The sequence below is a fragment of the Acetobacter malorum genome, assembly GCF_002153605.1.
Taxonomy (GTDB): domain Bacteria; phylum Pseudomonadota; class Alphaproteobacteria; order Acetobacterales; family Acetobacteraceae; genus Acetobacter; species Acetobacter malorum_A.
Window position 1 is genome coordinate 1 of record NZ_JOPG01000016.1, and the last position, 23,508, is coordinate 23,508.

The window sequence follows — 23,508 nt, forward strand, 5'->3', positions numbered from 1 at the left end:
GTTCTTTTTCCACTTGTCCTCCAGTTCTTTCCCCAGTTTTGCTGCTATGGGGCCGAGAACAGGGGGGCGTTCAACCCACACACCACCCGTTGTCTCATTCCAGAGGTGTTGGAATGTCAGTCCCACCAGCCCGGATGCTTCGACCACATCTTTCAGGACATCGGTACAAAAAAGGAATGTTGGTTTTTCATGAGGATAGAAAATAGCAGGGGCATTTTTCAATTTGACGGGATCAAAAACCCAACGATTGACATCGGACCACATATTAAATTCTGGAAGTCCAATATCACCCTCGATTTGTCCCTTGACCGTGCAGTCATATTCAAGGGTGCATTTGAACCACCAATACAGCCGCTCTCCTACTTTGACAGGCCGGAACTCTCCACAATCCTGTATCAGAGGCTGCAACAGGGCTTTTGCGGTTTCATCCATAACAAAGTTGTTGCCAGCGTAATAAGGAATGAAATTTACATTCGTTGTGAATTTTTTTAAATGAATTGGATACAGTTCCCAGTCTTCCAGCTTGGTATCATTGGAGAGGACTAGCTGCTTTTTGCCATCCTTTATTTTCCCAGTCGGCGAAATGCCACCATATTGAAGATTACTACTGACCCGATAGACATTCAGTTCTGAGATTGTTGTCGTTCTTATCCATTTATAAAAATATCAGAATCCGAAACGGTTTCATGAAGTTTTGTAGCGCGTTTATCACCACTGCTTTGCACGAGAGTTATCCCAAATTTTCGCCCAGATTTTTGTAAGAAATTCATCAAATCAGGCGACTCAATCCTCAGTCTTCCGTAGCGGCACTTTCGATTTCTGCTTCTGCCTCCAGCCAGCGTTCTTCCAGTTCCGCCTGCTCCTTGCCAATGGCGGCGAGCCGCGTGTTCAGGCGGGTGACCTCATCGGTCTTGCCGTCTGTATAAAGTGCAGGGTCGGCCAGAGTGGTTTCAATTTTTGTGCGTTCTGTTGCCAGCTTGGCCAGTTTGGCCTCTGCATCGCGAATAATTTTGCGGAGGGGAGCCTGAGCCTTGCGGGCTTCGGCGCGTTCCCGCCGGTCATCCTTGCGGCTGGCCTGTGCGGAGGTGTCCTGCTTGGTGCTGCGGTTGGTGGCACGATTCTGTTCAATCAGCCACCGGCGATAATCCGCCATATCGCCTTCAAACGGCGTCACTTTGCCGTCCGCCACCAGCCACAGCCGGTCTGCCACCATTTCCACCAGATGCGGATCATGGCTGATGAGCAGCACGGCGCCTTCAAATTCCGAGAGCGCACGAACCAGCGCATCACGCGCATCCAGATCCAGATGGTTGGTCGGTTCGTCCAGAATAAGCAGTTGCGGGGCATCGCGCGTGGCAAGGGCCAGAAGCAGGCGGGCTTTTTCACCGCCGGAGAGGTCTTTGACAGGCGTTTCCGCTCGATCCGCATCCAGACCAAACCGCGCCAGTTGCGCCCGGACCACAGGAGGAAGAGCTTTGGGAAGCGCGCGTTCCATGTGGTCAATCGGGGTTTGGTGCAGTACCAGTTCTTCCGCCTGATGCTGGGCAAAATAGCCGATTTTCAACCGGGAGTTGCGCTCGACCGAGCCGGACATGGGTTCCAGCCGACCGGCAATCAGCTTGGCGAGGGTGGATTTCCCGTTTCCGTTGGCGCCCAGCAGAGCAATTCTGTCCTCCATATCCAGCCGGAAGGACAGGTTGGAGAGAATAGGTGTGGTGCCATATCCGATGGTAACGCGATTGGCCGTGAACATCGGCGGGGCAAGCTGTTCCGGCTCCGGGAAGGCAAAGCGGGTTGGGGCGTCTTCGACCACACTTTCAATCACCGGCAGTTTTTCCAGAGCCTTCAGGCGGGCCTGCGCCTGTCGAGCTTTGGTCGCTTTCGCACGGAAACGGTCCACAAAGGATTGCATATGAGCGCGCTGGGCAGCGATTCGCTCGGCTGCGCGAGCCTGCTGCAACGCCTGCTCGGTACGGATTCGGACAAAATTTTCGTAGCCGCCGGGTGTCAGGCTGAGCTTGCCTTTGTCCAGATGGGCAATGGCATCCACGCACGAATCCAGCAGCCCACGGTCATGGCTGACAATCAGCGCCGCTCCGGAAAAGCGAGTCAGCCAGCCTTCCAGCCAGAGAGTCGCTTCCAGATCCAGATGGTTGGTGGGCTCATCCAGCAGCAACAGATCCGGTTCTAGAAACAGAGCTGTGGCGAGGGAGACACGCATCCGCCAGCCGCCGGAAAAGTCAGACACCGGGCGGCGCTGGGCCTCCGCACTAAAGCCAAGTCCAGCCAGCACTGAGCCTGCGCGGGCCGGGGCGCTATCAGCCTGAATGGCGCGCAGACGCTCATGAATTTCCGCAATACGGGCCGGGTCTGTTGCCGTGTCAGCCTCGGTCAGAAGGGCTGTGCGCTCGGTATCGCCTGCCAGAACGGTGTCCAGCAGCGAGGCGCCGTCGGCTGGGGCTTCCTGCTTGACACGCGCCATGCGGGCCCGGGAGGAGAGGCGGATTTCCCCGCCATCCGGCGCGATATCGCCCGCAATAGCGGCCAGCAGGGTAGATTTTCCGGCCCCGTTCCGCCCCACAAGCCCCACCTTGCGGCCGGGTTCTATGGAGAGGTCTGCCTGGTCCAGAAGGGTGCGGCCAGCAATGCGGAGAGTAAGGTCGGAAATGACAAGAAGGCTCAACGGGGGTCTCGTTCTGGCTGGAATCTTATTTTGATCAGGCGAAGTACCTACCAGCCTGCGCGAATATGCTCTAGAGGAGCAGGCTGAAAGGCCGCGTTATTGTGCGGCCCGATTATGAATGAGGAGACCGCACATGGCGACAGAACGTACTCTTTCCATCATCAAGCCCGACGCCACCCGTCGTAACCTGACCGGCAAGATCAATGCCGTGTTTGAAGACGCTGGCCTGAAGATTGTGGCGCAGAAGCGCGTGCAGCTGACCCCGGCTCAGGCCGGTGCGTTCTACGCTGTGCATAAAGAACGCCCGTTCTACAACGATCTGGTGTCCTTCATGATCTCCGGCCCGGTTGTTCTGCAGGTTCTGGAAGGCGAAAACGCCGTTGCCAAGAACCGCGACGTCATGGGTGCAACGGACCCGAAGAAAGCTGAAGCACACACCATCCGTGCTCAGTTTGCTGAAAGCATTGAAGCTAACTCCGTGCACGGTTCCGACAGTGCCGAGAACGCTGCCAATGAAATCCGCTTCTTCTTCGCGGAAACCGAAATCCTTCCCTGAGAAGGTCTTTCATGTAAGCAGCGCGCTTTTTGCCTGAGGGCATGAGCGTGCTGGCATGAGACACGCTGGCCCGGACCGGAACCCAGAGCGCGTTACAGCGTTCTGGGAGCTGGACGGGCCAGATGTGTATGGGGCGTGTGGGTTCGCCCGAAAGATGACACCTGCGTAAAGCACATAAAAGTTATGAGCAGACCGGATAGCCTGAAAAAGCAGGTTAAACGGAAACTGAAATGATAAAAAAATAATTCTATAACAAAGAGTTATGGTTTATTTTCTGTCCAAAAACGTGCCTGAAGACATCTGTTCCACGCATGGGTGGTGGGTTGTCAGCACCAAGGTTGTGGACCGCTGATCCTTTATGATCTGACACTCGAAAATTCTGACAAACCGGTAGAGGCCATGCCTTTTTGTGGTCGCCCGTATAGGAAAGGAATGTCATGAAAGTCCTGGCGGTTCACCCCAGCGCCCTCATGTATACCAAGGTTTTTCTCCGGCTGGAGCCGCTCGGGCTGGAGCTGGTGGCAGGCGCTGCGCGGGATGCCGGGCATGACGTGCAGATTATTGATCTGCAGGTTGAAACCCATAAGGATTACTGGGAGCTTCTGGAAAGCTTTAAGCCGGATGTTGTCTGCTTCTCCGGTAACTATCTGGCCAATGTACCGGAAATTATCGATCTGTGCCGCGCTACCCGGGTGCGCTACCCCGATATTTTCCAGTTTATTGGCGGCCACTCTGTCTCCTTTATTGCGCGGGATGTGCTGGCTCTGTCCGAAGGGGCGGTAAACTGCATTCTCAAAGGGGAGGGCGACGCCTCCATCGGGCTGCTGCTGCGCGCGCTGGAAGATGGGAAAGATCTGCTGACCGTTCCCGGTGTTGTCACCATGACAGGGGAAGGGCCGTCTCCGGTCTTTGTGGAATCGCTTAACGATATCCGCCCGGCGCGTGACCTGCTGCGGCACCGCAACAAGTACTTTATCGGCACGCTGGACCCGGCAGCTTCTATTGAGTTCGCGCGTGGCTGCCCGTGGGATTGTACCTTCTGTTCGGCATGGACGTTCTATGGCCGCTCCTACCGCACCGCCAGCCCGACCGTGATTGCGGACGAGCTGGAGGAGATTAAGGAGCCCGGCATCTTCATTGTGGATGATGTGGCCTTTGTGCACGAAGAGCACGGCATGGCCATTGCCAATGAGATTAAAAAGCGCGGCATCAAGAAAGAATACTATCTGGAAACGCGGGCAGACGTGCTGCTGCGCAACAAGGAAGTGTTCAAGGTCTGGAGTGAGATCGGCCTCTCCTACATCTTCATCGGCATGGAAGCGGTGGATGAAGAAGGGCTGAAGCAGTTCCGTAAGCGTGTCTCGCTGGACAAGAACTTTGAGGCGCTGGATTACGCGCGTTCTCTGGGGCTGATTGTCGCCATTAACATTATTGCCGACCCGGACTGGGATCGTGGTCGTTTTGAGGCTGTGCGGCAGTGGTGTCTGGAGATTCCGGAAATCGTCAATATTTCCGTCACCACGCCCTATCCGGGCACGGAAATCTGGCACAAGGAAGCGCGCCGCCTGACGACGCGCGATTACCGCCTGTTTGATATTCAGCATGCTGTGCTGCCCACCAAACTGCCGCTGCCGGAATTTTATGAAGAGCTGGTGAAGACCCAGCAGGTGCTCAACACCAAACATATGGGCTGGGAAGCGCTGAAAGATACGGCCGGGATTGCAGGCCGCCTGTTGCTGAAGGGGCAGACAAACTTCCTTAAAATGCTCTGGAAGTTCAATTCCGTCTTTAACCCCAAACTTCAGCTGGCCGACCATATGCGCAAGGCCCGTTATCTGATGCCCATTCAGCCGGATGTGGTGGACTCTGTAGATCGAAAAGACCTGTATGTGCATGGTCCGGGTGGCCGTAAGACACGTGCGCTCGACGATGCGACAGAGCAGTTTGTTGATAAGACCCGCATGAGCGAAGACGCCTGCGCGGCTGATAGCTGATTGCTAAAGCCTGAACCTGTTTTGTGGGTTCAGGCTTTTTTATTGGACGGGGGTTTAGGACGCGTCCGGCATGGCCGGGGGCGGAAAGCAGAAAGCTCCGGCTGTGTAGCTCTCAATCACCGCGCTGATGGGCGTGCCATCCAGCCGGGACAGCACGGCATGATGCCGAAACAGAACAGGCGGAAAAGCCAGAGCCTGACCTGAGCCTGCGGGCAGGGAAGCAAGTTCCCACCCTAAAGGCAGCGGCGACCATACGCGCTCGGCCAGCACAAGGCGGCGCGTGAAGGCCAGAGGGGCTGTGACGCGACCGAACGGGGTTTCTGTTGTGTCCAGCTCTTTGTTCATCTCATCCGTCAGGCGGCTGGGCAAGTACCAGTTTTCTGCGTCAGAGAGCGTGAGATTCCCACACATTAGCCGGACATGTCTGTAACGCAGAGTGTCTGGTGCGGCCTCTGCGGGGAGGTGGAGCGCTTCTCGTAATGCTGCCGGGCACGGGCGCGGGGGCGTTTGCTGGCAGATGGCGCGTACTGTGGCGTTAGGAGCCAGATGGTGCCGCTGGCTCCAGTCTTCCAGCGTCCGGGTGGCGCTGGAGGCGCTGAGGAGCGAGGCGTCCAGTTCGTTCAGCAGGGCTGTCAGCATCAGGCGGTGTACGGCTGTATCCCGCCAGCAGTATTCAGGCTGAGACTGCAACGCGGCAGAAAGAGAAGGCATATCCGGCATGGGCGCATCTTACTCTGCGCAGAGGAAGATGCCGAGAGGGCAGCGGCAAAAGACCGTTCCTGAACTCTCTTCCTGTCTGAAGGGCATAGATACGTTTTGCCGGAGGAGGGCTTTTGGCAAGGAGAGTAGATGGAGTAGAATGCCGTCTGCTCTGGCAGAAATCAGCCAGAAGATGAGATTTCAACAAGGGATAACGCGACAATGGCAACCACAGAAACAAGCTTTATGGTGGAAGGCATGACCTGCGATGGCTGTGTTTCTGCCATAAAACGGGCTCTGGCCGCTGTGGATGGGGTGGAAAGCACGGACGTCAATCTTGCCACGGGCGAGGTGAAAATTGTGTATGATCCTGCACGGGCAGGGACGTCTTCTTTGCAGAATGCCATTCTTGGGGCTGGTTTCGACGTCGGGTAAAGAAAAACCGGCTCTGTCATGCGGCTCGCACGGGGGCGATTTGCCCAGCCTTATACTAGGCGCACATCGCAAGGCATGGCAGGGTAGGCAGCCCTATCCGGCGTTTGGATGCCGGCGCAGAGTGGCGAGGAAAAGGTCAGCGTGGTTGTGAGACGGAACAAGAAGACAATCGGCTTTGGAATTATGCTCACCGGGCTTACGCTGCTGGGCGGATGTTCTTCTGAAATAGGCCGTAAGCCTTTTCTGGATACGGATGTGTCCTGCCTGAGAAATCAGATGAAAGGTCCGATGTTCCTCAGTTTTCCGCTTGCGGCCAATACCTGCCAGCGCATGAGCAACCACAACTTTATTCTGGGCGAAAAAGACGCGCACCCGCTGCCGCTGAACCTGAAAGATGCCCCGGACCTGCAAAAGCAGGCGGATGAATACGGTTACAGCTACACCAAATAAAGGCGCTTAGCTGTCCAGCTCTGTGTCCCAGTACAAATAGTCACGCCAGCTTTCATGCAGGTAATTGGGTGGGAAAGCCCGGCCATTATCCTGCAACTGCCATGAGGTGGGGCGTACCGGGCGCTGCCGGGGCAGCATGTTGATGCTGTGGGGCAGATGCGGGCCTTTGCGCAGATTACAGATACCGCAGGCCGTTACGACGTTTTCCCACGTGGTGCGGCCGCCTTTGCAGCGGGGGATGACGTGGTCAAACGTCAGATCCTGCGTGGGGTGCTTGTCCCCGCAATACTGGCAGGAAAAATTGTCCCGCAGGAAAACATTAAAGCGGGTAAAGGCTGGTTTGCGGGCAGACGGCACATAGTCCTTCAGCGCAATCACGCTGGGGAGGCGGAAGGTCTGATGGGGCGAATGCACTTCGGCATCATACTCACTCAGCACCGAAACCCGGTCGAGGCATACCGCTTTGATGGTATCCTGCCAGGACCACAAGGAGAGTGGAAAGTAGGAGAGCGGACGAAAATCCGCATTCAACACCAGAGCAGGGAAATTTATCGTACTGCCGTCAGCCAAGACGCGCCTCCTTGGTGCAGGTGAGGGCGCAACTTCCAGAGCTGGCGTAAAAAACTCGTAACAAAACGCCGTCAGAAGTGCGTCGTCGAGATCAGTGTTGTCGTGAGTATTGCAGATAGATTGGTTTGCCGCAAGAAATGGCCTAAGTATTTAACAAAACAGTATTATTATCATTATGAGGGCGTTTTATGCGTGCTGTTCTCTCTGGTTGTGCCTCATGACGGAGTCCTCCTGGGTAACCCGTTTTGCTCCCAGCCCGACCGGCTTTTTGCATCTGGGGCATGTGGCATCTGCTCTGGCTGGCTGGACGCATACAGGGCCGCACGGCAGTTGGCTGGTGAGAATGGAAGATATTGACCCGCAACGCTGCCGCGACAGTTACGCCACAGCCTTGCTGGAAGATCTGGACTGGCTCGGCTTACGCTCAGCCCGGCCAGTCTTGTATCAATCTGCCAATATGGCGGCCTATCGGGCCACGCTGGAGCAGCTTGATCAGATGGGGATGCTGTATCCGTGTTTCTGCACCCGGTCCGATATTGCGCGAGAGTCTGCGGGCATGATGTCCGCTCCGCACGCCGCCCCCGATGGCAGTCTGCGCTACCCCGGCACTTGCCGGCATCTTTCGGTCGAAGAACGGGCGGCCGCTCTTGCGGAAGGAAAGCCGCATGTGTTGCGGCTGGATATGGTACGGGCGCTGGAGCGGGTCAGGGCGTCTGCACCAACCGTCTGGCCTTTGACCTATACAGACCTCGAGCGCGGCACGGTTTACTGCCAGCCGGAGCTGTTTGGGGATGTTGTGCTGGCCAGACGGGATGTTCCCGCCTCTTACCATCTGTGTGTCACGCATGATGATGCCGCACAGGGTGTCACGCTGGTCACGCGCGGGGAGGATCTGCGACCCGCGACGGACCTGCACCGGCTGATACAGGCGCTTATGGGCTGGCCTGCACCGGCTTATCTGTTTCATCCGTTGTTGTGCGATGCGGAGGGGCGGCGTCTTTCCAAGCGGGATGGGGCTAAAGCTGTTCGCGCCATGCGCGAGGCAGGCCTCACACCGGAAGACGTAAGAGAGGCTGCGGGTTATCCCGGTGTTTTTGGATGAACGGTCTGAGATTTTCTCCAGTCATTTTTAAATGATTTTTCATAAAATTTGACGACAGACGCGGTTTCGCCGGTTCCGCCCGAGGCAGAAGCGCATTAGTGTGTTGGCCCTTGCCGGTTTTTTATCTCCATCAGGCTCTGTTCCGGCAGAACAAGGCGGGGCCGATGGCATAATGTGTCAGGAAGTGTTGGGATTATGAGCATTGTTGCTGACCGTCTGAACAGGATCAGCCCGAGCCAGACGATTGTTATTTCGACCAAAGCGCGTGAGCTTAAGGCGCAGGGGCGAAATATCATTAGCCTTTCGGCTGGTGAGCCGGATTTCCGCACGCCTGACAATATTGCCCGCGCCGCCATGAAGGCGATTGAAGACGGCCAGACCCGTTACACGGATGTCGCAGGCACGCCCGCGCTGCGTAAAGCCGTGGCAGACCGCTTCCGGCTGGATAGCGGTCTGGATTACACGCCGGAAGAAATCATTGTCTCCACCGGCGGCAAGCAGGTCATCTACAATGCCATGATGGCATCGCTCAATCCGGGCGATGAAGCGATTATCCCGGCCCCGTGCTGGGTGTCTTACCCGGATATCGTGACGCTGGCTGAAGGCGTGCCGGTGATTGTGCCGTGCCGGCGGGAAAATGGATTCAAACTGACAGCCGAAGAGCTGGAAGCTGCCATTACCCCGCGTACCAAGTGGGTTTTTCTGAATTCTCCCTGTAACCCCACGGGGGCCGCTTACTCTGCAGAAGATCTGCGCCCGCTGTGCGATGTGCTGCTGCGCCATCCGCATGTGTGGGTGTTTACGGACGATATTTACGCCAAACTGACCTATGACGGCTTCCGTCCGGCCACCTTTGTGGAAGTGGAGCCGCTGCTGCGGTCCCGCACCGTGACCATGAACGGGGTCTCCAAAGCCTATGCCATGACAGGCTGGCGCATTGGCTTCTCCGGTGCGCCGGTGGAAATGACCAAAGCTATGAACAAGCTGCAAGGCCAGTCCACCTCCAATACCTGCTCCATCGCGCAGGCTGCGGCTGTTGAAGCGCTGACCGGCCCGCAGGATTTTATTGGTGAGATGGTCAAAACCTATCAGGCGCGGCGGGATCTGGTTGTGGACATGCTGAACGAGGCCGAAGGCTTGCAGTGTGACAAACCGGAAGGGGCGTTTTACGTGTTCCCCTCCGTGAAGGCCTGCCTTGGTAAAACCTCCCCCGGTGGGCGCAAGCTGGAAACCGACGAGGATTTTGTCACGGCTCTGCTGGAAGAAGAAGGCGTTGCCGCCGTACATGGTTCGGCCTTCATGTATCCGGATTACATGCGCATTTCCTATGCCACGGATACGGAAAGCCTGCGTGAAGCCTGCACCCGTATCCAGCGCTTCTGCAAAGGGCTGATTTAAGAGTATGGCACGGTCTTTCGCCCGTCGGCTGGAGGGGCTGCCTGCTCCTGCCACTATTGAAATGGCACGTCGTGCCCGTGCGCTGCGGGCGGAAGGCAAGCCGGTTATTTCTCTGGCGCTGGGGGAGCCGGACTTCCCCACGCCACCTGCTGTGGTGGAAGCTGCCCATGCGGCGGCTCTGGCCGGGCAAACCAAATACCCGCCGGTTGACGGTACGCCTGCTTTAAAAGCCGCTGTTGCCCGTAAGTTCACGCGGGAAAACGGGCTCGATTATGCGCCGGACGAGATCATGGTCTCCAATGGCGGTAAGCAGGTGATTTTCAACGCCTTTATGGCGACGTTGAATTCCGGTGATGAAGTCGTTGTACCTGCGCCCTATTGGGTCAGCTATCCGCTGATTGCTCGTATGTTTGGTGGTGTGCCGGTTACGGTGCCGTGCCGGGAAGAAGATGGCTTCAAGCTGAAAGCCGAGGCGCTGGCTGAGGCTCTGACGCCAAAGTCTCGCTGGCTCGTGCTGAACTTTCCCAATAACCCGACGGGTGCGGTGATGACCGCGCAGGAGCTTGAGGCGATTGCTGAAATCGTCCGTCAATATCCTGATCTTTGGGTTTTGTCGGATGAGATTTACGAGCATCTGGTGTTTGATGGCGTGCGTTCGGCCTCACTGGCTGCTGTCGCGCCAGACCTGAAAGATCGCATCATTACGTTAAATGGTGTGTCCAAAGCCTATGCCATGACAGGCTGGCGCGTTGGCTTTGCCGGCGGGCCGAAAGATCTGATTGCCGCCATGCGAAGTGTGCAGGGAAATGCCACGTCAGGCATTTGCACCATTGCGCAGGCGGCTGCGGCTGCGGCACTGGATGGTCCGGCGGATCTGGTGCAGGAAATGGCCGCAACCTATGGCCGCCGCCGGCAGATGGTGGTGGATGCGCTGCGCCGTATTCCCGGTCTGACCTGCGCCATGCCGGAGGGCGCATTTTATGCGTATCCTGGTGTGGCCGGATGTCTGGGGCAAACCAGCGCGGGCGGTGCCCGACTGGAAACAGATCATGATTTTGCGCTGGCTCTTCTGGAAGAAGAATACGTTGCCGCCGTGCCGGGCAGCGCGTTCGGGCAGTCGCCTTACCTGCGCCTGTCCTGTGCGACGGGTGATGCTGATCTGATGGAAGCCTGCCAGCGTCTGGAGCGCTTTGTCAGCAATCTGCGCTAAACTGGTCGCGTTTTACGTCAGGATGAAACCGTGCGCAGGAAGCGCACGGCTTTCTTGCCAGCGTTCAGATAGGCATAATTCTGGGCACTATTGTAAATTGTGAAATCGTTCACGTTCACAAGCTGAGTTTCTGTATCGAACTCAATGGTGAGTGTGCCTTCCAGCACAAAAATCATTTCATGCCAGCCTTCCGGGTCGGGTTCCGCTATGTAGCGTTCTCCTGGAGCGAGTGACCACAGCCAGAGCTGCGTATCCTGCCGGGCCGGAGCTGCCCCAAGCAGCGTGGCTTTGCTGGAGGGGGTTTTGCCACGCCACATCACTTCCTCAATGCGGCGTAATTCGCGATCAGGGTTGCTCACCAGTTTGAGAAAGGTTGTGTCCAGTGCTTCTGCCAGCCGGTCGAGACTGCCCAGACTGATATTGGCAGTTCCGGCTTCCAGACTCACAATCATACGGCGACTGATACCGGACGCATTGGCCAGAGCTTCCTGACTAAGGCCGGCGTCTTTGCGCAGGCGACGCAAATTTGTCCCCACATATTTTAAAACATCGGATCGTGGGGGTTGATTGTGCATTATAGTGCCCATATACGCTGCTAACTATGATCAAGACTCCACCCGCCTCTGGCTCTCACGTCAAGTTCCTGTCGAAACAGGAAATCATACTTGTCCTGATCACCATGCTGTGGGGGGCAACCTTCCTGATCATCCACCATACCATGGAACACACAGGGCCGCTGTTTTTTGTCGGGGTGCGGTTTATTACGGCAGGCCTGATGTCCCTGTTGTTGTTCCGCAAATCGCTGGCCGGGATGACGCGGTATGAATTGAAGGCCGGGTGCACGATCGGGGTTGGCGTTTTTCTGGGTTACACGTTCCAGACGCTGGGCCTGAAAACCATTTCCAGCAGTCAGTCCGCATTTATCACGGCTTTATACGTGCCGATGGTGCCGTTTTTGCAGTGGGCCGTGCTTAAGCGCAGGCCGCACATGATGAGTTGGGTTGGTGTTCTGATCGCCTTTGTCGGCCTTATCTGCCTGACCGGGCCCGACGCCGCCAGCGGCCTGAGCTTCAGCCCCGGTGAGATCGCGACCTTATTGGGGGCTGTCTCCATAGCAGGCGAAATCATTCTGATCAGCCGGTACGCGCTGCGGGTGGATAGTCGACGCGTCACCATTGTGCAGTTGCTGGTGGCGGGCATTCTGGCGCTGGCCTTTATGCCGGTGGCAGGGGAGCATATTCCGGCTTTCTCGTGGGTGTGGGTCGCGTCTGGCGTCGGGCTGGGGGTAATGAGCGCAGTCATTCAGTTCGCCATGAACTGGGCGCAAAAAACCATTTCCGCAACGCGGGCGACGGTCATTTACGCAGGTGAGCCGGTCTGGGCCGGGCTTGTGGGGCGTATTGCAGGGGAACGTCTGCCGCCACTCGCTATGGCAGGAGCCGGGCTGATTGTGCTGGGGGTTCTGGCCAGTGAAATCCGGCTACCGCGCCGCAGGAAAAATCCTGACCTGTCCTGAAGTCTCAGCCATTCAGCACATTGCGGGTCGAGCGCCGGGCAATAGCGGAGGCGGCTTCTGTATCCGGCAGCAATCCGATCAGCTGTAATTCATCACAATACTGGGCCATCTGGTCGCGTAGCGCATGGCCCGTGACCGGCGTGATGGCAGGTTGATGACGCAGCATGGCGCGCATGGCGTCGGTGCTGAAGTCTGCGGAGTCATCGGCGACCAGTGTGGCGGCTTCATCCCGGTGCTGGTTAGCCCACCGTGCAGCATCGCGCAGAGCAAGGGTCAGGGCAGTTGCTGCATCCGGGTCTGCATCCAGTGCTGTTTTTGCTGCCCCAAGGATCAGGCTGGTGCGGTCCGCATAATGGCCTGTGTTGCTGCCAACCAGCTCAGAAAACAGGTCAGCATGCCCATTCAGCAACTGCCAGGCCACCGGGTCATGCGCTACGACGGCATCAATGCTACGGGCGCGGGCAGAGTCAACCATCTGGTCTGCGGGCATATCGGTCCATGTAATGCCGCCCATGGCGTTAATGCCCTTGCGGCGCATCATGATGGCGAAGAAAAATTTATCCGCAGCATTTTTATCCGGCATGGCCACTGTGCGGCCCACAAGCTGGTCCAGCCGGGTGATGTTTGCGCCCCGCCGCACCAGCAGGCGAAACGTGCCGGGCTGAATACCCAGGATAAGGCTGGCTGGCAGGCCGCCATACAGGCGGGGCAGCCAGGTTAGCGCCGGAGCGACGGCATACTCTGCTTTGCCTGCGGCCAGTGCATCCAGCGTGTCATTCCCGTTTTGCGGGGTGGAAACGCTTTCCACATCCAGACTGTAGCGGGCAAAAAAACCTTTCTGATACGCCACGGCCAGCACGGGGGCGGTGTCCGAGTGCGGCCAGATCAGCCTGAGCTTGCGGTACTGGCCGTCCGGCTGCTTGCGTGGCGGGCGGTTGTGCGCATGGTGTTCAAACGCTCCCACGGCTCCCGCTACGGCCAGCCCGGCAAGGCTGGTCAGAACAATTCGGCGGCGGAAGGCCGGGTCGGAGGAAGGTCCTTGTGCGCTCATGCTTCTTTCTTACCATGAGGGGTTTTCAGCGTCGTCTGCTCATAAAAACATGGAACACAAAAAAAATGAAAAAAGGGGGTTTACGGCACCCCCGGATCACGGTTATACGATGCCTCGCTGATCCCGAATAGCTCAGTTGGTAGAGCAAGCGACTGTTAATCGCTGGGTCGTAGGTTCGAGTCCTACTTCGGGAGCCAGCCTTTTTCCTAAAATTCAAAATAATGTTTAACGCTTTAAGCCGTGGCTTTTGCTATGCGGTTTGCGTTGATGGCTTTGTTGCCCTATCCCTGCGTGACGCGTTCTGGCTGATCTTACCGGAGGCAGAATAAGGCTGCTCTTTTCCGTATCAAACGGGAGGAAAGCAGCCTTTTTGTTAGCTTTAGCGCAGAGCGGCGATGCCGGTCAGTTCCACGCGCCAGTCCGGGTTGGCGAGTTTGGCTTCCACTGTGGCGCGGGCGGGTTTGTTGTCACGGTCCAGCCAGGCATCCCATGCCCGGTTCATGCCTGCCATATCAGTCATATCTGCCAGAAAAATCTGCACGGAGAGCAGCCGGCTTTTATCTGTGCCGGCCTTGGCCAGCAGGGCATCAACCTGCCGCAGAATGTCGGCCATCTGGCCTTCTGCATCCAGAGAAGCATCATCTGCGACCTGACCGGCCAGATGCACCAGTCCGTTATAAATCACTGCGCCTGTCAGGCGTTCTTCGGGGTCAAGGCGTGTAATGGTCATGGGTTTTTCCTTGTGGTGTGTCAGCAGTTTCAGGCAACTGGCATGTTATCAATCAGCCGGACATCGCCCAGACTGGCGGCCACAAACAGCCGTGCACCGGCCTCGGCCTTTTCAACTGAGCCAAGTGATTTTTCAGAGCGCAGGTCCAGATAATGCACGCTAAAGCCAGCGTCTTTAAGCGTTTGCGTACAGTGTTCCAGAGTGGCGGTAATGGGCTGTCCGGCCTTCAGGGCTGCAAGGCACGCCATCAGAGCTTTTGGCAGATGGCTGGCTTGTTCACGCTGGGCCGGGGTGAGGCGTTTGTTGCGGGAGGATAAAGCCAGATGGTCTGCTTCCCGCACGGTGGGAACGGGCAGAATCGTGATGGGCAGATCCAGATCTGTCACAACCCGACGAATAATGCAGAGCTGCTGGAAATCTTTTTCCCCAAAAGCTGCGATGTCCGCACGGGTTTGCATGAACAGCTTGGTAACAACTGTTGCAACGCCATCAAAATGGCCGGGTCGGTCTCCGCCGCACAGCATCCGGTCTGGCCCGGACACGCTGATGCGGGTGCAAAAGCCGGGTGGGTAAATCTGTGTTTCATCCGGGGCATATAGAACATCCACCACACCGGTTTCTGCCAGAAGGGCTTCGTCTGCCTCCAGACCGCGTGGGTAAAGCTGGAAATCATCCGGGTTGTTGAACTGGATCGGGTTGACGAAAATCGTCACAATCCGCCGGGTGGCTTTGCCATCCAGCGCGCGCACCAGGGTCAGATGGCCTTCGTGCAAAGACCCCATGGTGGGCACCAGCCCGATTGTTTCACCCTCATGGTGCCACTGCGTGACAATTTCGGCCAGTTCGTGTCTGGTTCTCACAAGCTTCATGACGCATCCCGGTTTGCGATAAAAGGGAAGGACAACCGCCCGCACAGTTTGTGCACGAGAAAACCGAGCGGGCGGCCGTCCGGCCTGCGCCCGTCTTACTGTGTTTTCAGGAACGGTTCCAGCAGCACCCGGTCCGCCGCGCTCAGCCGGCTGGCGGCCGTGCTGGCCTGATGCCAGTAAGGATAGAGCAGGGGCGGCAGGCTGGCCTGGTTCAGGCGGTTCAACTGGTCTTCCGACAGCACCAGTTCGGCTGCTTTCAGGTTGTCTTTCAGCTGCTCTTCCGTGCGGGCGCCGATAATGACGGACGTAATGGCCGGGCGGTGCATGGTCCATGCCAGCGCGATCTGGGCTGCGGAAACGCCATGTTCTTCCCCAACAGCAATCAGCACTTCGACAATGTCGAACAGCTTTTCCTTGTCATGCACCGGGGGTTCGCCAAAATCTTCAAGCTGGCGGCCTTGTGGCGTTGGTTTGTTGCGGCGATATTTTCCAGATAGCAGGCCACCCGCCAGCGGGCTCCAGACCTGCACGCCAATGCCCTGATTAACGGCGGCGGGTAACAGTTCATATTCCGCATCCCGCGCTTGCAGAGAATAGTAAATCTGCTGGGAGACCGGGGCAATCAGCCTGTTCCGCTCGGCGACCGAAAGCGCCTTCATCAGCTGCCAGCCGGAGAAATTGGAAACGCCCGCATAGCGGATTTTGCCAGCACGGGTGAGGGTATCCAACGCTTCCAGCGTTTCATCCAGCGGGGTCAGGCCGTCCCACTCATGCAGATAATACAGGTCGATATGGTCACGGCCCAGACGCTTCAGGCTGGCTTCACACGCGGCAATCAGATGCAGGCGGGAGGAGCCTTCTCCATTCGGACCGTCCTGCATGCGGAAGCGGGCCTTGGTGGTCACCAGAGTTTCCTGTGCGCGGCCTTTGAGCGCTTCTCCCAGAATGGTTTCAGACTCTCCGGAGGAATACACGTCTGCTGTGTCAAACATGTTGATGCCGGCATCCAGACACAGATCAATCAGGCGGCGAGCCCCGGCTGTATCGGTATTGCCGGTCTTGGCAAAAGCGCCTTTGCCGCCGAATGTCATGGTGCCAAGGGTAAAGGCGGAAATACGCAGGCCGGATCGACCGAGCTGGCGATACTGCATCATTCTGTTCTCCGTGCGTGTGGCAGGTGGGGCGTAAGCCCTTTGAGAGCTGGCGGCACAGGGCCTTTCTTTCAAGAGTGCAGGGCTGCGTACACAGTGTTTTGACATCTCCCGGAGAGCCTGCTTAACAGGACGCGATGGTTCCCGCTTTGGGATGAAAAAGGGAAGTACGGTGAGAACTCCGCTGTTTCTTGGCCGTCGCTGCCCCCGCAACTGTATGTGACATCAGGCGTGTTTCAGCACTCTGCCGCTGAGTGCTTTGCCACTGGAGATTTATCCGGGAAGGTATGGAACAAGCGAAAGCCGCCGGAATACCGGTGGTTTTGTGTCATCAGCCAGGAGACCTGCCATCTGATTTTCTGGAGTGTCATGTCCGGCGGGGTGTCCGGTGCGTGATGGCGCGTTGACGTGCGCGTTACCGTCTGGCTTGTCCGGTCGGCCTCAGAACTGCACCCCCATGCTGCTTTGTGCGGTGTGTTGCCTGAAGGGTGTTCATGTCGGCCGCGTTTTCTGCACCTGTGGTCAAAGGATGGTGTCCCGGCCTGTTTGCGCCCATGCAGGCAGCGGACGGCTGGCTGGTGCGTGTGCGTCCGCCTCTGGGCCGGATGACCGCAGCGCAGGCTCATCTTCTGGCAGATGTTGCGGAGCAGGACGGCAATGGGCAGATCAGCCTGACAAACCGAGGGAACGTGCAACTGCGCGGGTTTAGTCTGGAGGCAGCGCAGGCTTTTCCGCACCGTATGATCGCGGCAGGTCTGGGGCAGGCTGACCCGGAGGCCGAGCGCCGTCTGGCTCTTCAGGTTTCTCCTCTGGCCGGTATAGACCCTGCCTGTGCCGCAGAGACGTTGCTGTGCGCTGAGACCCTGCGGAGCGGTCTGATAGACCAATCGTCTCTTTCTGCTCTGCCTGATAAATTTGGCTTTTGCGTCGACGGTGGAGGGTTTTTCCCGACAGGCTCTCTGCTCGCTGATATTATGGTACAGGCTGTGGATGGTCCGGCCTCAGCACAAGCTGCCTGGCGGGTCGTGTGTGGGAGCTGCTGCTCAGAGCCGCAGAGCGTGCAGGACACTGTGCAGACAGCGCTTGCTCTGGCAGCAGCTTTTGTAAAACGGGGTGAAACGCACAGGCCGCTTCGAATGCCTTCTGTAGGACAATCTCTGTTTGCTGCAATAGGACTGACGTGCGGGCCTGCCCCTGTGGTGGCAATGCAAGGCGGAAATCGGCCCGGCACGCTGGCGGGTCATCTCACAGGCTCCATTTATGCAGCGGTAGCGCCGCTAGGGCGTCTGACGGCAGCAACGCTCCGTGCCTGCGCACAGGTTGCGCAGGAAGGGGATGGTATGCTGCGGATGACGCCGTGGTCAGGATTGATTTTTCACGGACTGAAAAAAAATCCTGAAATTTCCGGAATGATTACGGACCCTGACGACGCGCGCCTGCATGTTTACGCCTGTATTGGCGCGCCGGGATGCGCACAGGCTGCGGGTGATGTGGGGCGTGATGCGTTAGCTCTCGCGCAGTTTCTCCCCGATACAGCAGACATGCATGTATCGGGCTGCCGCAAGGGCTGCGCGCATCCGCGTGCTGCAACGGTCACACTTGTTGCTGGAGCCGAGGGCTATGGTGTGGTGCTGCATGGCAGGGCCAGTGATGAACCGAGCCGTATTCTGCCAAAAAATGAGGATGTCAGAGCCTTTTTGCAGGCTCTGCCGAAAGGAGACGTTTAAGTATGCAGGCTTATGACTATATTCGGGATGGAGCCGCTATTTATAAACGCTCCTTTGCCACCATTCGGGCAGAAGCGGATCTGAGCGGATTTTCACCGGAGCAGGCGCAGGTTGTCGTGCGGATTATTCATGCGTGCGGCATGGTGGAGGTCGCGCAGTCTGTGGCGATGACGGCGGATTTCGTCTCTTCAGCCAGAGCATCCCTTAAAAAATCCTGTGCCATTCTCTGTGATTCTGAAATGGTTGCGCATGGCGTTACACGCGCCCGTCTGCCTGCGGACAATGCGGTGGTCTGCACTTTGCGTGATCCCCGCACACCGGAACTGGCTAAGGAGATTGGCAACACGCGCTCCGCGGCGGCGCTGGATTTGTGGGGAGAGAAACTGGGTGGGGCCGTGGTCGCGATTGGCAATGCTCCCACAGCGCTGTTCCATTTGCTGGAACTGCTTGATGCTGGCGCACCGAAGCCTGCGGCTATAATCGGGTTGCCGGTTGGCTTTGTGGGGGCAGCGGAATCTAAAGAGGCCCTTGCAAAAAGGCATGATGTGCCCTGGCTGGTTGTGCATGGGCGGCTGGGAGGCAGCGCCATGGCCGCAGCGGCTGTGAACGCATTGGCAAGTGAGGCTGAGTGATGGCGCACGGCACATTGCATGTGGTGGGCGTTGGGCCGGGTGACCCGGACCTGATGACGTTGCGCGCAGTCAAAGTTCTGCAAGCCGCGCCGGTAGTAGCGTATTTCTGTCGGCATGACACACAGGGCCATGCCCGGCGCATTGCTCAGGCTCATATTGCCCCAACGACGCAGGAAATACGGCTGGCTTATCCGTTTACAACGGAACTTTCGGTTAAAGATCCAGCGTATCATAAGAATATGAACGCGTTTTATGATCGCTGCGCGCAGGATCTGGCTGTGGTTCTGGAGCAGGGGAAGGATGTGGCTCTGCTCTGTGAAGGTGACCCCTTTCTGTATGGCTCGTCCATGTATTTGTTTGACCGCCTGCGCAGCCGCTTTGCAACGCAGGTCGTGCCGGGCATTTCCGCCATGAGCGGGTGCTGGTCACAGGCGGCGCGCCCTATGACGCATGGGGATGATGTGTTGTGCGTGCTGCCCGCGACCATGCCGGAGGAGGATCTGGCGCACTGGCTGGAAAAAGCTGATGCCGCTGTGGTGATGAAGATTGGCCGCAATATGCCAAAATTGCGTAAGGCGCTGTCACAGGCAGGGCGTTTGCCAGACGCCGTTTACGTGGAGCGTGGCACACAGCCGGAGGCGCGGTGTTTGCCACTGGTGGAGCAGGAGGGGCCTGCGCCCTATTTTTCTCTGGCGTTGGTGCCCGGCAGAAAGGGTGTGCGATGACAGGGTCTGTCACCATTATCGGGTTAGGGCCCGGTAACGTGCTCCAGCGTACGCCGCAGGCCGATCAGGCGCTCAGTCGGGCGACGGATCTGGTTGGTTATGGTCCGTATGTGCAGCGGGTTGAGGCACCGGCATCCGTTGTGCGGCACAGCTCCGATAACCGGGTCGAACTGGAGCGCGCCCGTCATGCGCTGGAAATGGCCATACAGGGACGGCATGTTGCTGTTGTGTCCGGTGGCGATGCAGGCGTGTTCGGTATGGCTAGCGCCGTGTTTGAGGCCGTGGACCACGGGCCGCAGGAATGGCGCGCGCTTGAGATCACGGTTGTTCCCGGCGTCAGCGCTGTTCTGGCCGCAGCGGCACGGCTGGGGGCACCGTTGGGGGGCGATTTTTGCGTAATGTCGCTTTCCGATAACCTTAAGCCATGGTCAGTTGTTTTGCGCAGGCTGGCTCTGGCCGCAGAGGCCGGGTTTGTGATTGCCCTGTATAATCCGCGCTCCAAAGCGCGCCCGACCCAGTTGGGCGAGGCTCTGGACCATTTGCGCGGATGCCTGCCCGGATCAATCCCCGTAGCGTTCGCACGGGCTATCGGGCGGGAAGATGAAGCTGTGCGTCTCTCCACTCTGGCGCAAGCGGATGCCACATGGGCGGATATGAGCACGCTGGTGCTGATTGGCTGTGTGGCCAGTCGTCTGATCCCCCGCCCGGACGGGAGCGTGTGGTTTTATACGTCGCGCAAGGTGGAAGCAGTCTGATGCGTTTGCAGCCACGCCATAGCCTCTTCAGGCGTGTCTACGCGCGTGCAGGCGGGGTGAGGCGGGCGCTCGATCATAATGACCGGGCAATGCAGGGAGCGGGCCGCTTCCAGTTTTGGAAAGGTCGCGTTTCCACCAGAATTTTTAGTGACCAGAATATCAATATGATGCGCCTGCATCACGGCCAGTTCTGCCGCGTAATCAAACGGTCCCCGCGCGCACAGGCATGTGGTGTGTGGGGGCAGACTTGCCGGATCTGGTGCATCAATAGAGCGCAGCAGATAAGTATGTTGCGGGGCGGCGCAGAATGGCGCGACCTCCTTACGTCCGGTTGTCAGAAAAACCCGCAAGGGGCGCTGGCCAAAACCCGCAGGGTCAGCCAGAAGGCTGGCAGCGGCGGTCAGGTTGGGCACGCTGTACCAATGGTCTTGCGGCGTAGGCAACCACGCCGGGCGTTCCAGCCGCAGCACCGGGAGCGCCAGTTCCGCGCACGCTGCGGCCGCATGCTGGCTCATAGTGGCTGCAAAGGGATGGGTGGCGTCAATCACAGCCTGAATAGCACGCTGTTTCAGCCAGTCTTTCAGCCCTTCCACACCGCCAAACCCGCCAATCCTGACGGCGATATTGGGAAGATGCGGATTTTTAGTCACGCCAGCCAGCGAGAGGGTGGGGGCAAAAGCAGGGTGGTGTTCCAGCAGCCGGCACAGGCCGGAGGCTTCCGTCGTGCCACCCAGAATCAATACAGGCACGGGGGCAGAGGCGGCAGAAAAGGGCATGGCGTGCTGTATCCTGAAGAACTGTATGCGTCTTTCCATAACGATCTGGGCGGAGGTTCCGCAAGTCGGGTGTTCGGAAAGGTGCAGAACGTAATGCGCACCGGCGCAGAACCGGGGGAAGTGATGTGATGCCGGATGTCTGGCTGACACTGATTGGAATTGGTGAGGATGGGCTGGACGGCCTGAGTGCTGCTGCCCGCACACTGCTCTCTCATGCCTCGTATGTTGTGGGAGGCGCGCGGCATCTGGAACTGGCGGCAGAAAAGATTCACGGAGAAACGGCTGTCTGGCCGTCACCTTTTCAAAAAGGTGTTGATGCTATTCTAGCGCGGCGGGGTAAGCCCGTTGTGGTTCTGGCGTCGGGTGATCCGTTTTTCTACGGCGTTGGTGCAACGCTGGCCCGACACGTGCCGCCCGAGGAGATGCTGTGCCTGCCAGCACCTTCTTCCATCTCTCTCGCCTGCGCGCGTCTCGGTTGGGCCTTGCAGGACTGTCGGGTAGTGTCTTTGTGTGGGCGCAATATGCACCGCATGAAGCCATTTTTGCAGCCCGGTGCGCGGTTGATGGTGCTGTGTGCGGATGAGCAGTCTCCGGCTCAGCTTGCGGAGTGGCTGAGGGAGGCAGGCTTTGGGCGCACGCGTTGCCATGCGCTTGAAGCGCTCGGTGGACCAAAGGAACGCCGTTATGATTTTGAGGCACGGGAGGGTGTGCCTGTCTCTCCCGGCAAGCTGACTATTCTGGCGCTGGAGACTGTGCCGGACAGGTTGACGTTCAGCCTTCCTCGGACTTCGGGCCTGCCGGATTCCTGCTTTGAGCATGATGGGCAGATGACCAAGCGCGAAATTCGTGCGGTGACGCTTTCTTCCCTCGCCCCGCGTGCCGGGGAGTTGCTGTGGGATGTTGGAGGCGGTTCTGGCTCTGTCGGGATCGAGTGGATGCTGGCCGACCCAACCTGCCGCACCATAACGCTGGAGCCTGTGCCGGAACGGGCTGCACGGATTGCCCGCAACGCGCTTAATTTGGGTGTGCCCGATTTACAGATTGTAGAAGCCCGCGCACCACAGGGTTTTGAAAATCTGGAACGTCCGGATGCTATTTTTATTGGCGGAGGCGGAAGTCGCGCTGGTGTTCTGGAAGGTGCATGGGAGGCGCTCAAACCCGGAGGGCGGCTTGTGGTTAATGCCGTGGTGATGGAAACGGAAGCACGGCTGATGCAGGCAGTGCAGGAGTGGGGTGGCACGCTCACCCGTCTGGCGGTCTCTCGCATGGAAGGGATCGGGCAGATGCACGGTTTTCGTCCGGCCATGAGTGTGACGCAATGGGTTGCGTGGAAACCGGACGCGCCCTCATGAGTGTTGCCGGGATGGGATGGAGTAGCTCGGCCACTGCGCCCGAGGCAGCGGTCTTTGTACGCCAGATGGTGCAGGAAAGTGGGGTAAGCAGTTTGACGCTTCTGGCGGTGCCGGGTTTTCGGCAGGGGGACGCGTTGCCGGAGACAGTGGCCGCTCTGCTTGGTGTCCCGCTATTCTGGGTTTCAGAAGGCGCTTTGCGGGCGGTGCAGACACTTTGCCCAACAGTTTCAGAAAGAGCTTTGCAGGAAACAGGATTTGCCGCTGTGGCGGAAGGCTGTGCATTGGCTGGCGCGGGGCCGGGGGCGTGGTTGCGCGTGCCTCGGCAGGCACATGCGGGTGTAACCTGTGCAGTGGCGGAAGGAGAGGGAACGAAATGACGGTTTATTTTATCGGTGCCGGGCCGGGGGCTGCGGATTTGCTGACGCTGCGTGGGCGCGATCTGCTGGAACGCTGCCCGGTGTGCCTTTATGCGGGCTCCATTGTGCCACCGGATATGCTGAAATTTTGCCCGGAGGGGACGCGGCTGGTGGATACAGCTCCGCTCTCTCTGGATGAGATTGAAGCAGAATATGCCAAAGCCCATGCGGAAGGGCAGGACGTGGCCCGGCTGCATTCAGGCGATTTGTCCATTTACAGCGCCGTTGCGGAGCAGACCCGTCGGCTTGATCGGCTGGGGATCCCGTGGAGCATGGTGCCGGGTGTCCCCGCTTTTGCCGCTGCGGCCTCTGTGCTGGGGCGGGAACTGACGGTGCCGGGTGTAGCCCAGAGTGTGGTGCTCACACGCATGACAGGCCGGGCCTCTGCCATGCCGGAGCGTGAAACACTGGCAGCGTTTGCAGCCACCGGAGCCACTCTGGCTATTCATCTGGCGATCCATGCTCTGGAAAAAATCGTGCAGGAGTTAACGCCTTTTTATGGAGCTGATTGCCCCGTTGCTATTGTGGCGCGGGCAACATGGCCGGATCAGCTTGTGCTGCGTGGCACGCTGAGCACGATTGAAGCAGAGCTGGCGCAAAACCCGGTGGAGCGTACAGCTCTGGTGCTGGTAGGGCCTGCTCTGGCAGAAAAAGATTTTCGGGAAAGCGCTTTGTATGACCCGGATTATCGGCGGCGTTTCCGCAGTTAAG

At 58.2% G+C, this 23,508-nt stretch carries 26 protein-coding genes, 1 tRNA gene and 1 riboswitch; of the genes, 17 read left to right on the forward strand and 10 right to left on the reverse strand.

Annotated elements, in window-relative coordinates; genetic code table 11:
• Both HK23_RS14295 and HK23_RS07435 read right to left on the reverse strand, forming a co-directional pair.
• Positions 1 to 432: hypothetical protein (locus HK23_RS14295; protein WP_143217512.1), on the reverse strand; the 432-nt coding region annotated here is incomplete at its 3' end.
• 358 nt (positions 433 to 790) lie between these two features.
• The gene (locus tag HK23_RS07435) at positions 791 to 2,683 is read right to left on the reverse strand and encodes an ABC-F family ATP-binding cassette domain-containing protein (protein WP_086653482.1); all 1,893 of its coding nucleotides are present in this window, start codon (positions 2,681 to 2,683) and stop codon (positions 791 to 793) included.
• Between the two features lie 133 nt (positions 2,684 to 2,816).
• On the opposite strand from HK23_RS07435, the gene ndk reads away from it, so the two are divergent.
• Both ndk and hpnR read left to right on the forward strand, forming a co-directional pair.
• A complete protein-coding gene (gene ndk, locus HK23_RS07440; protein ID WP_043553592.1) occupies positions 2,817 to 3,239 on the forward strand; it encodes a nucleoside-diphosphate kinase in 423 nt (140 codons plus the stop codon).
• A 437-nt stretch (positions 3,240 to 3,676) separates the two neighbouring features.
• Positions 3,677 to 5,233 (forward strand): hopanoid C-3 methylase HpnR, encoded by a 1,557-nt coding sequence (gene hpnR, locus HK23_RS07445; protein WP_063908459.1) that lies wholly within the window; start codon positions 3,677 to 3,679, stop codon positions 5,231 to 5,233.
• Positions 5,234 to 5,287: 54 nt separating this feature from the next.
• Here the strand turns inward: hpnR and HK23_RS07450 are convergent, their stop codons facing one another.
• A complete protein-coding gene (locus HK23_RS07450) occupies positions 5,288 to 5,953 on the reverse strand; it encodes a hypothetical protein (protein WP_086653483.1) in 666 nt (221 codons plus the stop codon).
• A 201-nt stretch (positions 5,954 to 6,154) separates the two neighbouring features.
• Here HK23_RS07450 and HK23_RS07455 point away from each other — a divergent pair, with 201 nt between their 5' ends.
• Positions 6,155 to 6,367, forward strand: coding sequence for a heavy-metal-associated domain-containing protein (locus HK23_RS07455; RefSeq protein WP_063908460.1), 213 nt, complete (start codon positions 6,155 to 6,157; stop codon positions 6,365 to 6,367).
• Between the two features lie 183 nt (positions 6,368 to 6,550).
• Complete coding sequence (locus tag HK23_RS07460) at positions 6,551 to 6,817, forward strand: hypothetical protein (protein ID WP_063908529.1); 267 nt, start codon at positions 6,551 to 6,553, stop codon at positions 6,815 to 6,817.
• A 6-nt stretch (positions 6,818 to 6,823) separates the two neighbouring features.
• Here the strand turns inward: HK23_RS07460 and HK23_RS07465 are convergent, their stop codons facing one another.
• Positions 6,824 to 7,387 (reverse strand): HNH endonuclease, encoded by a 564-nt coding sequence (locus tag HK23_RS07465; RefSeq protein WP_043553596.1) that lies wholly within the window; start codon positions 7,385 to 7,387, stop codon positions 6,824 to 6,826.
• 217 nt (positions 7,388 to 7,604) lie between these two features.
• On the opposite strand from HK23_RS07465, the gene gluQRS reads away from it, so the two are divergent.
• The 3 genes from gluQRS to HK23_RS07480 all read left to right on the forward strand — a co-directional run bounded on the left by gluQRS (position 7,605) and on the right by HK23_RS07480 (position 11,097).
• Complete coding sequence (gluQRS, locus tag HK23_RS07470) at positions 7,605 to 8,489, forward strand: tRNA glutamyl-Q(34) synthetase GluQRS (protein ID WP_086653484.1); 885 nt, start codon at positions 7,605 to 7,607, stop codon at positions 8,487 to 8,489.
• Positions 8,490 to 8,684: 195 nt separating this feature from the next.
• Positions 8,685 to 9,887: a pyridoxal phosphate-dependent aminotransferase gene (locus HK23_RS07475; RefSeq protein WP_086653485.1), complete on the forward strand. Its 1,203-nt coding sequence runs from the start codon at positions 8,685 to 8,687 to the stop codon at positions 9,885 to 9,887.
• A gap of 4 nt (positions 9,888 to 9,891) precedes the next feature.
• Positions 9,892 to 11,097, forward strand: coding sequence for a pyridoxal phosphate-dependent aminotransferase (locus tag HK23_RS07480; protein WP_086653486.1), 1,206 nt, complete (start codon positions 9,892 to 9,894; stop codon positions 11,095 to 11,097).
• Between the two features lie 17 nt (positions 11,098 to 11,114).
• Here the strand turns inward: HK23_RS07480 and HK23_RS07485 are convergent, their stop codons facing one another.
• Positions 11,115 to 11,672 carry a helix-turn-helix domain-containing protein gene (locus HK23_RS07485; protein ID WP_218777699.1) on the reverse strand — a complete coding sequence of 186 codons (558 nt, stop codon included), beginning with the start codon at positions 11,670 to 11,672 and terminating at the stop codon, positions 11,115 to 11,117.
• Between the two features lie 26 nt (positions 11,673 to 11,698).
• Here HK23_RS07485 and HK23_RS07490 point away from each other — a divergent pair, with 26 nt between their 5' ends.
• A complete protein-coding gene (locus HK23_RS07490; RefSeq protein ID WP_086653488.1) occupies positions 11,699 to 12,613 on the forward strand; it encodes a DMT family transporter in 915 nt (304 codons plus the stop codon).
• A gap of 4 nt (positions 12,614 to 12,617) precedes the next feature.
• Here HK23_RS07490 and HK23_RS07495 read toward each other — a convergent pair whose 3' ends face one another.
• A complete protein-coding gene (locus HK23_RS07495; RefSeq protein ID WP_086653489.1) occupies positions 12,618 to 13,664 on the reverse strand; it encodes an ABC transporter substrate-binding protein in 1,047 nt (348 codons plus the stop codon).
• 121 nt (positions 13,665 to 13,785) lie between these two features.
• Between HK23_RS07495 and HK23_RS07500 the strand changes: the two genes are divergently transcribed.
• Positions 13,786 to 13,861, forward strand: a tRNA-Asn gene (locus HK23_RS07500).
• A gap of 182 nt (positions 13,862 to 14,043) precedes the next feature.
• On the opposite strand, the gene HK23_RS07505 is transcribed toward HK23_RS07500, so the two are convergent.
• The 3 genes from HK23_RS07505 to HK23_RS07515 form a co-directional block, all read right to left on the reverse strand.
• Positions 14,044 to 14,394, reverse strand: coding sequence for a RidA family protein (locus HK23_RS07505; protein ID WP_063908466.1), 351 nt, complete (start codon positions 14,392 to 14,394; stop codon positions 14,044 to 14,046).
• Positions 14,395 to 14,423: 29 nt separating this feature from the next.
• Positions 14,424 to 15,263: a pantoate--beta-alanine ligase gene (gene panC, locus HK23_RS07510; protein WP_086653490.1), complete on the reverse strand. Its 840-nt coding sequence runs from the start codon at positions 15,261 to 15,263 to the stop codon at positions 14,424 to 14,426.
• A 95-nt stretch (positions 15,264 to 15,358) separates the two neighbouring features.
• Positions 15,359 to 16,414, reverse strand: a complete 1,056-nt coding sequence (locus HK23_RS07515; protein ID WP_086653491.1) for an aldo/keto reductase — start codon at positions 16,412 to 16,414, stop codon at positions 15,359 to 15,361.
• Positions 16,415 to 16,535: 121 nt separating this feature from the next.
• Positions 16,536 to 16,780: riboswitch (cobalamin riboswitch) on the forward strand.
• Between the two features lie 128 nt (positions 16,781 to 16,908).
• On the opposite strand from HK23_RS07515, the gene cobG reads away from it, so the two are divergent.
• Genes cobG through cobJ form a run of 4 tightly spaced genes read left to right on the forward strand, consistent with a single transcriptional unit; the run spans position 16,909 to position 20,253 of the window.
• Positions 16,909 to 18,141 carry a precorrin-3B synthase gene (gene cobG, locus HK23_RS07520; protein WP_086653492.1) on the forward strand — a complete coding sequence of 411 codons (1,233 nt, stop codon included), beginning with the start codon at positions 16,909 to 16,911 and terminating at the stop codon, positions 18,139 to 18,141.
• 2 nt (positions 18,142 to 18,143) lie between these two features.
• Positions 18,144 to 18,773: a precorrin-8X methylmutase gene (locus HK23_RS07525; RefSeq protein ID WP_086653493.1), complete on the forward strand. Its 630-nt coding sequence runs from the start codon at positions 18,144 to 18,146 to the stop codon at positions 18,771 to 18,773.
• Positions 18,773 to 19,498, forward strand: a complete 726-nt coding sequence (locus tag HK23_RS07530; RefSeq protein WP_086653494.1) for a precorrin-2 C(20)-methyltransferase — start codon at positions 18,773 to 18,775, stop codon at positions 19,496 to 19,498. Before HK23_RS07525 ends, HK23_RS07530 begins: the two co-directional genes overlap by 1 nt.
• Positions 19,495 to 20,253 carry a precorrin-3B C(17)-methyltransferase gene (gene cobJ, locus HK23_RS07535; RefSeq protein ID WP_086653495.1) on the forward strand — a complete coding sequence of 253 codons (759 nt, stop codon included), beginning with the start codon at positions 19,495 to 19,497 and terminating at the stop codon, positions 20,251 to 20,253. Before HK23_RS07530 ends, cobJ begins: the two co-directional genes overlap by 4 nt.
• Here cobJ and HK23_RS07540 read toward each other — a convergent pair.
• Positions 20,223 to 21,029, reverse strand: a complete 807-nt coding sequence (locus tag HK23_RS07540) for a cobalt-precorrin-6A reductase (RefSeq protein WP_086653496.1) — start codon at positions 21,027 to 21,029, stop codon at positions 20,223 to 20,225. The two genes, cobJ and HK23_RS07540, sit on opposite strands and share 31 nt — an antisense overlap.
• Before the next feature lie 3 nt (positions 21,030 to 21,032).
• Between HK23_RS07540 and HK23_RS14755 the strand changes: the two genes are divergently transcribed.
• Genes HK23_RS14755 through cobM form a run of 4 tightly spaced genes read left to right on the forward strand, consistent with a single transcriptional unit; the run spans position 21,033 to position 23,507 of the window.
• Entirely contained in the window at positions 21,033 to 21,158 is a 126-nt protein-coding gene (locus tag HK23_RS14755) for a hypothetical protein (RefSeq protein WP_256940109.1), read from the forward strand.
• Entirely contained in the window at positions 21,158 to 22,381 is a 1,224-nt protein-coding gene (gene cbiE / locus HK23_RS07545) for a precorrin-6y C5,15-methyltransferase (decarboxylating) subunit CbiE (RefSeq protein WP_086653497.1), read from the forward strand. Before HK23_RS14755 ends, cbiE begins: the two co-directional genes overlap by 1 nt.
• Positions 22,378 to 22,758, forward strand: a complete 381-nt coding sequence (locus HK23_RS07550; RefSeq protein ID WP_179193841.1) for a cobalamin biosynthesis protein — start codon at positions 22,378 to 22,380, stop codon at positions 22,756 to 22,758. The genes cbiE and HK23_RS07550 overlap by 4 nt, the downstream gene beginning before the upstream one ends.
• Complete coding sequence (cobM, locus tag HK23_RS07555; protein ID WP_086653499.1) at positions 22,755 to 23,507, forward strand: precorrin-4 C(11)-methyltransferase; 753 nt, start codon at positions 22,755 to 22,757, stop codon at positions 23,505 to 23,507. Before HK23_RS07550 ends, cobM begins: the two co-directional genes overlap by 4 nt.
• The last annotated feature ends 1 nt before the right edge of the window (position 23,508 follow it).

Bases quoted from the DNA above. Each gene is read 5' to 3' on its own strand.
- ndk (WP_043553592.1), top strand. From the start codon at position 2,817: ATGGCGACAGAACGTACTCTTTCCATCATCAAGCCCGACGCCACCCGT.
- hpnR (WP_063908459.1), top strand. From the start codon at position 3,677: ATGAAAGTCCTGGCGGTTCACCCCAGCGCCCTCATGTATACCAAGGTT.
- HK23_RS07450 (WP_086653483.1), bottom strand. From the start codon at position 5,953: ATGCCGGATATGCCTTCTCTTTCTGCCGCGTTGCAGTCTCAGCCTGAA.
- HK23_RS07455 (WP_063908460.1), top strand. From the start codon at position 6,155: ATGGCAACCACAGAAACAAGCTTTATGGTGGAAGGCATGACCTGCGAT.
- HK23_RS07460 (WP_063908529.1), top strand. From the start codon at position 6,551: ATGCTCACCGGGCTTACGCTGCTGGGCGGATGTTCTTCTGAAATAGGC.
- gluQRS (WP_086653484.1), top strand. From the start codon at position 7,605: ATGACGGAGTCCTCCTGGGTAACCCGTTTTGCTCCCAGCCCGACCGGC.
- HK23_RS07475 (WP_086653485.1), top strand. From the start codon at position 8,685: ATGAGCATTGTTGCTGACCGTCTGAACAGGATCAGCCCGAGCCAGACG.
- HK23_RS07480 (WP_086653486.1), top strand. From the start codon at position 9,892: ATGGCACGGTCTTTCGCCCGTCGGCTGGAGGGGCTGCCTGCTCCTGCC.
- HK23_RS07485 (WP_218777699.1), bottom strand. From the start codon at position 11,672: ATGCACAATCAACCCCCACGATCCGATGTTTTAAAATATGTGGGGACA.
- HK23_RS07490 (WP_086653488.1), top strand. From the start codon at position 11,699: ATGATCAAGACTCCACCCGCCTCTGGCTCTCACGTCAAGTTCCTGTCG.
- HK23_RS07495 (WP_086653489.1), bottom strand. From the start codon at position 13,664: ATGAGCGCACAAGGACCTTCCTCCGACCCGGCCTTCCGCCGCCGAATT.
- HK23_RS07505 (WP_063908466.1), bottom strand. From the start codon at position 14,394: ATGACCATTACACGCCTTGACCCCGAAGAACGCCTGACAGGCGCAGTG.
- panC (WP_086653490.1), bottom strand. From the start codon at position 15,263: ATGAAGCTTGTGAGAACCAGACACGAACTGGCCGAAATTGTCACGCAG.
- HK23_RS07515 (WP_086653491.1), bottom strand. From the start codon at position 16,414: ATGCAGTATCGCCAGCTCGGTCGATCCGGCCTGCGTATTTCCGCCTTT.
- cobG (WP_086653492.1), top strand. From the start codon at position 16,909: ATGTCGGCCGCGTTTTCTGCACCTGTGGTCAAAGGATGGTGTCCCGGC.
- HK23_RS07525 (WP_086653493.1), top strand. From the start codon at position 18,144: ATGCAGGCTTATGACTATATTCGGGATGGAGCCGCTATTTATAAACGC.
- HK23_RS07530 (WP_086653494.1), top strand. From the start codon at position 18,773: ATGGCGCACGGCACATTGCATGTGGTGGGCGTTGGGCCGGGTGACCCG.
- cobJ (WP_086653495.1), top strand. From the start codon at position 19,495: ATGACAGGGTCTGTCACCATTATCGGGTTAGGGCCCGGTAACGTGCTC.
- HK23_RS07540 (WP_086653496.1), bottom strand. From the start codon at position 21,029: ATGCCCTTTTCTGCCGCCTCTGCCCCCGTGCCTGTATTGATTCTGGGT.
- cbiE (WP_086653497.1), top strand. From the start codon at position 21,158: ATGCCGGATGTCTGGCTGACACTGATTGGAATTGGTGAGGATGGGCTG.
- HK23_RS07550 (WP_179193841.1), top strand. From the start codon at position 22,378: ATGAGTGTTGCCGGGATGGGATGGAGTAGCTCGGCCACTGCGCCCGAG.
- cobM (WP_086653499.1), top strand. From the start codon at position 22,755: ATGACGGTTTATTTTATCGGTGCCGGGCCGGGGGCTGCGGATTTGCTG.